At 69.4% G+C, this 6,476-nt stretch carries 7 protein-coding genes; all 7 read right to left on the bottom strand.

Features of this window, described 5'->3' with window-relative positions; genetic code table 11:
* On the bottom strand, positions 1 to 1,603 hold a 1,603-nt coding region (locus tag WBB14_RS17675; protein ID WP_424240987.1), incomplete at its 3' end, for a bifunctional 3-(3-hydroxy-phenyl)propionate/3-hydroxycinnamic acid hydroxylase.
* Between the two features lie 46 nt (positions 1,604 to 1,649).
* Positions 1,650 to 2,492, bottom strand: coding sequence for an alpha/beta fold hydrolase (locus tag WBB14_RS17670; RefSeq protein WP_424240986.1), 843 nt, complete (start codon positions 2,490 to 2,492; stop codon positions 1,650 to 1,652).
* Between the two features lie 11 nt (positions 2,493 to 2,503).
* Positions 2,504 to 3,106, bottom strand: a complete 603-nt coding sequence (locus WBB14_RS17665; RefSeq protein ID WP_424240985.1) for an amino acid synthesis family protein — start codon at positions 3,104 to 3,106, stop codon at positions 2,504 to 2,506.
* 50 nt (positions 3,107 to 3,156) lie between these two features.
* Positions 3,157 to 3,642 (bottom strand): VOC family protein, encoded by a 486-nt coding sequence (locus tag WBB14_RS17660; RefSeq protein ID WP_424240984.1) that lies wholly within the window; start codon positions 3,640 to 3,642, stop codon positions 3,157 to 3,159.
* Positions 3,643 to 3,661: 19 nt separating this feature from the next.
* Positions 3,662 to 4,702: a WD40/YVTN/BNR-like repeat-containing protein gene (locus WBB14_RS17655; protein WP_424240983.1), complete on the bottom strand. Its 1,041-nt coding sequence runs from the start codon at positions 4,700 to 4,702 to the stop codon at positions 3,662 to 3,664.
* A gap of 29 nt (positions 4,703 to 4,731) precedes the next feature.
* Entirely contained in the window at positions 4,732 to 5,526 is a 795-nt protein-coding gene (locus WBB14_RS17650; protein ID WP_424240982.1) for an SDR family NAD(P)-dependent oxidoreductase, read from the bottom strand.
* 31 nt (positions 5,527 to 5,557) lie between these two features.
* On the bottom strand, positions 5,558 to 6,476 hold a 919-nt coding region (locus WBB14_RS17645; protein ID WP_424240981.1), incomplete at its 5' end, for an acetolactate synthase large subunit.

Raw genomic sequence — 6,476 nt, 5'->3', positions numbered from 1 at the left:
GCACAAAGCGGGCGGCAAAGCGGCCCAGGGCGTCAGCGGCGTCCTCGCGCCTTCCCAGCGCGGCAACGTAGCGGTCCGGACGCACCAGCACCCAGTCGGCGCGGGTGCGCTGGAACCAGAAATGCAGCGCGTTTTCCGTGTCCTGCAGCACGGGCAAGGCTCCGGCCTGCAGCTCGTCGGGATCGCAACCGCTGCGCGAGCGCTGCGCCGCCACGTAGCGGCAGCCCAGCTTGTCCAGCTGCGCCCGCAGGGCCGGCGGCAGCCCGGCGCGCGGATCCCGGCGCCAGCCTATCAGGGCGAATCCCGCGCCCAGCGCCTCGTCCATGCGCAGCGTAACGCCGTCTTCGCATTCCACCAGCGGCTGGATGAACATGCGGCCGATGCACTCGCGCTGTGCGCGGTCCGCGCTATCGCCCACCACGCCGCGGCTGTAGCGCGGCATGGGCTTGAACTTCATCTGCAGCACATAGTCGCGGATCTTCGGAATGTTCCGGATCGACAGGAAGAACGTGTCGCGCAGCGCCGCCAGCACGGGGTTGGTCTGCGACAGCATGGCGCCGAACATGTCGGCCAGCGAGATCATGGCGCGCGCATGGCTGTGGCGCTCATCGTGGTAGCTCTGCAAGGCGGCGGGGTCCAGGCGGCCCTGCACGATCCAGGCCACCTTCCAGGCCAGGTTGAACGCGTCGCGCAGGCCGGCGTTCAGGCCCTGCCCGATCCAGGGCGGGGTCAGGTGCGCCGCGTCGCCCGCCAGGCAGACCCGGCCCGAGACGAAGCTGCGCGCCACGCGGGAATTGTGGGTATAGACGCGGGCGCGGATGACGTTGAGCCTGCCCGGATCGGCCACGTGGTGACGCAGCAGTTCCTGCACCTTTTCCGGCTGCAGCATCTGCTCGCCATCCTCGCCGGGGAATAGCATGAACTCCCAGCGCCGCAGGCCGTAAGGCAGGCGCAGGCAGACATAGGGGCGGCGCGGCTCGCAATGCAGCGCGGTGTAAGGCGCGTCCAGGGGATCCTGGTCGCATTCGATCACCACCCACTTGCGCGGGTGGGTATTGCCGTCGAACGGCAGTTGCAAGAGGCGTTCGCGCACCGTGCTGCGCCCGCCGTCGGCGGCCAGCAGGTACTGCGCGCGGATCTCGCGCTCGGCGCCGTCGGCCTGGCGCACCCGCACCGTGACCCCGCGCTCGTCCTGCTCCAGGGACTGCAGCTCGCTGCCCAGCTCCAGCGTCACATGCGGAAAACGCTCCAGCCCGGCGCGCAAGGTGCGTTCTCCCAACGGCTGCGAAAACAGGTTGCGGCGATACCAGCCAAACTCGCGCGTGGCCGGCAGGATCTCGGCGAAGCAGCGCTTGGTCCGCGTGTACATGCGCATGGGCACGTTCTGGATCATGTCGCGCAGCATCTCATCGGCCAGGCCCGCGCTCTGGAAGGTGCGCATGGCCTCGTCGTCCAGGCCTACCGCGCGCGGATAGTCCAGCACGTCCTGGTTGCGTTCCAGCACCAGCGTTTCCACGCCATGGCTGCCCAGCAGGTTGGCCAGCGTCACGCCGACCGGCCCGGCGCCCACCACCAGCACCGGCACTTCTACGATATGCGCCATATTGGCTCTCCCTTGGATTCTTGTCGTTGGCCTTGCGGGCGGCGGGTCAGGCGCGCCGCAGGAACCCGCCCACGGCCTGATTGAAGACCTCGGGCTGGTCGTCGTGGATGTAATGGCCGGCGCCGGCGATCTCGATCCACTCCACGTTCGGGTTGCGCGCCGCCATGTCATGGGCGGTCCGAGCCTGCAGGTAGTCCGAACGCCCGCCGCGCACCACCAGTGTCGGACAGGCCAGCGCCTCGACCTGCGGCCACAGGTCCGCCACGCGCGCCGGATCGGGATCCAGCCGGGTCGCGGCGATGCCGGCGTGGTCATGGCGCCAGGTCCAGCCGCCCGAGCCGTCCTCCTTCAGCATGTGGCGCAGCCGTTCCTCGCGGGCGGCCTCGGTCACGCTGGGCCGCAAGGCGCGCAGGTACTCGCGGGCCGCGCCGACGTCGGGAAAGGACGCGGGCGTCTCGCGCAGTTCGCGCTGGATGCGCGCCGCGCCCGCGCTGCCTTCAAACGCGGCGGGTCCGGCGTCCTCGACGATCAGGCGCCGCACACGCTGCGGATACCTGGCGGCGAAGACGATGGCGGCGATGCCGCCCATCGAATGCCCCAGCAGGTCGAAGCTGTCCAGACCCAGCGCGTCGGCCACGCCCGCCAGATCGTCCACATAGGCGTCGGTGTAGTAGTTGCGCCCCGGATCCCAGCTGCTGGCGCCGCGGCCGCGCTGGTCATAAGCCAGCACGCGGAAGCCCGGCTGCAACGCCTGTGCGATGCCGGCAAAGGTCTCGGCGTAGCCTCGGATGCCGTGCAGCATGAAGAGCGGACGGCCTTCCTGCGGCCCCCACTCGGTCAGATGCAGGGTCATGCCGTTGACGGCCATATCTGTATCGCGGCGTTGCATGGTGGCTTCCCTCAGCAGAGTCCGTCTTTGCCTTCGATCTCGCTGGCGGCGATGCCGCCCAGGCGCGCGTGCAGGCGGCCGCGGGTGGCGAAGGCGAAGGCGATCAGCACTTCGTCGCGGTTGGGCGCGTCGCCGAACAGCGCGGTCACGCTGTCGTAGTGCGAGCGCACATAGAGCGCGTCCTTGTGCGCCAGCGGAATATCGATGACCGTGCCGGGGCCGCCGCGCTTGCCGGTGGACGGGACCCAGGCCTTGCCGCCGCCCAGGGCAGCGCGGATCGGTTCGGCAAAGATAGTGGTCAAGAGCGCGTTGCCGTGCTCGTACTCGCCGTCAGTGCCCACCACGCAGGCCTTGCCATAGCTCTCCAGCGGCTGGCCGCCGGCGGCTTCGATGACGCGGCGGCCGAATTCCTCGCCCAGCATGCCCGAGGGTTCGACGTAGGCCGACAGGTCGCGCTCGAAGCGGCCCGCGTAGGGGTTGTGCAGCGCCGCCGCGATGACGATCTTGCGCAGCGGTTCGCCGTCGGCGGGTTCGCCGGTTTCAGTGGCCAGGGTGTCTTCGATCTGCAAATACCACTTGCGGATGCGGTAAGGGCCAAAGTTGGTGTTGCTCATGGATGCTCCAGAAAAATGTCGGATCGGAAATGGAGGCGCCGCGCGGGCGATCAAAGAGGATCCAGCGTCATCGGGACGCTGGGCGCGTTGTGGTCATGCAGGACCCGCTTGCCCTCTTCGTCGCCGTGCACGGTTTCGCAGAAGAATTCAAAGCGGTGGCCGTCGGGATCGGTGAAATACAGGCCGTAGCCGACTTTGTGGTCGGTGATCTTCACCACCTCCACGCCCTTGGCCAGCAACATGCCGTACAGGCGGCGCAGCTCGTCCACGTCGCCCTCGATCTCCAGGCCGTAGTGCTGCATGTTGACCGGGCCGCGCGCCGGTTCGCCGTCCGCCGCGCGGATCAGGGCGATGTCGTGGTGCTTGCGCCCGAAGGACAGGAACACCCATTGCTCGCCGCGCGCGGTCTCCTGCATGCCCAGCACGGATTCGTACCAGGGCGCCGAAGCGAACGGGTCCCGCACGAACAGGGCCAGGTGGGTGCGCGCGATGCGCGGCCGGCGGTCTGCCGGCGCAAGCGTGGTGGTGATGGACATGGCGGTCTCGGACGGGGTATCAGTTGATGGACTGGGGATGCGCGGCCACGGGCGCGGCGTACGGCGTCCAGGCCACGGCGGTGATTTCGCTGAAATCGCGCCATTCCTTGAACCAGCTGCGGCCGCTGTCGGTAGAGCGGAACAAATGGCCGTACTTGGTGCCGGCGAAAGCCAGCCGCGAATCGGCGACGTGCACGCCGAAGGCCCAGAAGGTGGAATTGGGCGCCGTGTGCAGCAATGCCGGCTGCCAGTTGCGGCCCCGGTCGGACGAGCGGTAGATCTTGCTGCGCGTGCCGGGCGTGCCGTCGCCGATGGCCAGCAGCAACGCGTCGGGATCGTTCGGCAGCGCCTGCACGGTACGGGTGTAGTACATGCCGTCGAAGCGCGATTTGGACGCCACGCCGTCCCAGCGCCGGCCGTCCTCGCTGAGGTAGACGGAGTTCACGGTCAGCACCATGGCGGTCTTGGGCGCGCTGGCCGTGGCCGGCAGCACCGCCACGCAATGGATGTCGGGATTGGCGATGGCATCGGCATTGCCTTCTTCATCCTGGCGCGACCAGTTATCGCCGCCATCGCGGCTGTGCCAAAGGCCCCCTTCCTCGACCCCGAACCAGACCTCGCGGCCGTCGTCCGGGTCGACGCAGACCGACAGGATGCGCGGGCGGTTCACGCCGCGGCAGAACTCGGGCAGTTCCGGCGACAGCCGCTGCCAGCTGGCGCCGCCGTCCACCGAACGGAACATGGCCGCGCGCGACGGCGCGCCGGTGCCCGCGTACATGCGCCGCGGATCCTTGGCGTCGATGGCGATGGCCCAGACGGTCATGCCGTTCATGGGGCTGTCCACCCTGGCGAAATGCGCGCCGCCGTCGGTGCTGACGCACATGCCGGCGTCGGCGCCGGCGAACACGCGGCGCGGGTCGGCCGGGTCCACGGCCAGGGCGCGGACCGTGCCGTCGAACTCGATGGCTTCCTTCAGGCCCAGGCGGTGCCAGGAGGCGCCGTCATCCACGCTGCGCAATATTCCTTGGCCGGCCGTGCCGACCAGTATCGTGCCTTGCATATTCAGACTCCCGAACAAGAATCAGCGGTTCAAAGAAAGATGCCGCGCGTGATGCCGCCGTCCACCCCCAGCGATTCGCCGGTGATGGCCCCCGCGCGCGGCGACGCCAGGAACAGCACCACGTCGGCGATTTCCGCCGGCTGCAGCACCCGGCGTATGGGGGTGGCGCGCGCGTAGTTGGCCTCGACCTGGGCGGCGGTCAGCCCCTGCTTGGCGGCTTCCTTTTCGTACAGTTCGTGGATGTGGGGCGTTTCGACCACGCCGGGGTGGATCACGTTGACCGTGATGCCATGCGGACCCAACTGGTCCGACAGGGTCTTGGTCAGGTGGCAGATGGCCACATTGCGCATGCCCGACAGCTGCTTGCTGCCGCGCCCGGTCAAGCCGCCGATGTTGACGATGCGGCCGAAACCGCCCTGGCGCATGTGCGGCGCCGCGGCCTTGGCGCAGCGCATATAGCCCACCACCTTGATGTTGATGTCTTCCAGCAGACCCTCGGGATCGGCCTCGTCGATCTCGCTGCGCACCAGGCCGCCGGGATGGGCGGCGCCGTTGACCAGGATGTCGATACGGCCAAAGTGTTCGGCCACGCGCTGCATCATGGCGTTGACCTGGGCCGTGTCCGACACGTCGGCCGCCACGCCCAGCACTTCCACGCCCGTGGCCTTGGTGATCTCGGCGGCCACCTCGTCCAGCTGCGCCTGGCGGCGCGCCACGATGGCCACGCGCACGCCCTCGGCCGCCAGCGCTTCCGTCACCGCGCGCCCGATGCCCAGGCTGCCGCCGGTGACCACGGCCACTTTCCCCTTGAGTTGCAAGTCCATGCTTTGAATCTCCTTATATATATGGCGGCGCCTACAGCGCCATCTCGATCAGGACCGGTCCCGGCTGGCGCAGCGCCGACGCCAGCTGCGCGGCCAGCTCTTCCGAGGTGGCGGCGCGGCTAGCCTGCACCCCGTAGCTGGACGCGAGCCCGACCCAATCGATGCGCGGGCGGTCCAGCGACGTCAGTTCGGCCGCGCGTTCGCCCAGCACGGCATTGCCGCGCCGCAGCTCGTTGCGCAGGATGGCGTACTGGTGGTTGGCGGCGATCAGCACCGTGACTGGCAGGTTTTCATGCGCCAGCGACCACAGCGTCTGGATCGTGTATTGGGTGCTGCCATCCGACAGCACGGCCACCACGCGCCGGTCCGGGCAGGCGATCGCCGCGCCCATGGCGACGGGCAGGCCCTGGCCGATGGCGCCGCCGGTATTGGTCAGCACCGTGTGCGGCGCGGCGCCGGCGGACGCGGCGTACAGCGGATAACCGCAGGTGCCGCCCTCGACCGAGACGATGGCGTCATCCGGCAAAGCGCGCGCCACCACGGCGGCAATCGACTGCGGTGTCAAGACGCCCGGGACCGGTTCGGGGAGCATCGCGGCGGCAGGCGCAAAAGCAGGCGCGCCCGCCAGCTCGGCCAGCGCTTCCAGGCGCGAAGCGGCATCCTGGCCAGGCGCCGCCAGCTCCAGCAGGCGCTCAGCCGGCACCAGCCGGCTGGGGTGGCCGGCATAGCCAAAGTACGTCACTGGCGGCAGCGCCCCCACCAGCACCACCAGGTCGGCGGCGTCCAGCGCGGCGCGCGCGGGTTCCGGGAAGTAGGGCAGCCGGTCGAAGTCCGGCAGGCCCCGGCCGCGCTCCGATCTGGCGGGAAAGGTCTCGGCATAAGCCTTGGCGCCCAAGGCCGCGCACAGGCGCGCTGCGGCAATCTGCGCGCGGCGGCCCAGGCCGCTGGCC

Source organism: Achromobacter sp. (assembly GCF_049647645.1).
Lineage (GTDB): Bacteria > Pseudomonadota > Gammaproteobacteria > Burkholderiales > Burkholderiaceae_B > Achromobacter.
The sequence above is the reverse complement of the archived record's forward strand: the minus strand, read 5'-3'. Positions and strand labels throughout refer to the sequence as shown.

Excerpts from the sequence above, each read along its gene's own strand:
- WBB14_RS17670 (WP_424240986.1), bottom strand. The coding sequence starts at position 2,492 with ATGCAACGCCGCGATACAGATATGGCCGTCAACGGCATGACCCTGCAT.
- WBB14_RS17665 (WP_424240985.1), bottom strand. The coding sequence starts at position 3,106 with ATGAGCAACACCAACTTTGGCCCTTACCGCATCCGCAAGTGGTATTTG.
- WBB14_RS17660 (WP_424240984.1), bottom strand. The coding sequence starts at position 3,642 with ATGTCCATCACCACCACGCTTGCGCCGGCAGACCGCCGGCCGCGCATC.
- WBB14_RS17655 (WP_424240983.1), bottom strand. The coding sequence starts at position 4,702 with ATGCAAGGCACGATACTGGTCGGCACGGCCGGCCAAGGAATATTGCGC.
- WBB14_RS17650 (WP_424240982.1), bottom strand. The coding sequence starts at position 5,526 with ATGGACTTGCAACTCAAGGGGAAAGTGGCCGTGGTCACCGGCGGCAGC.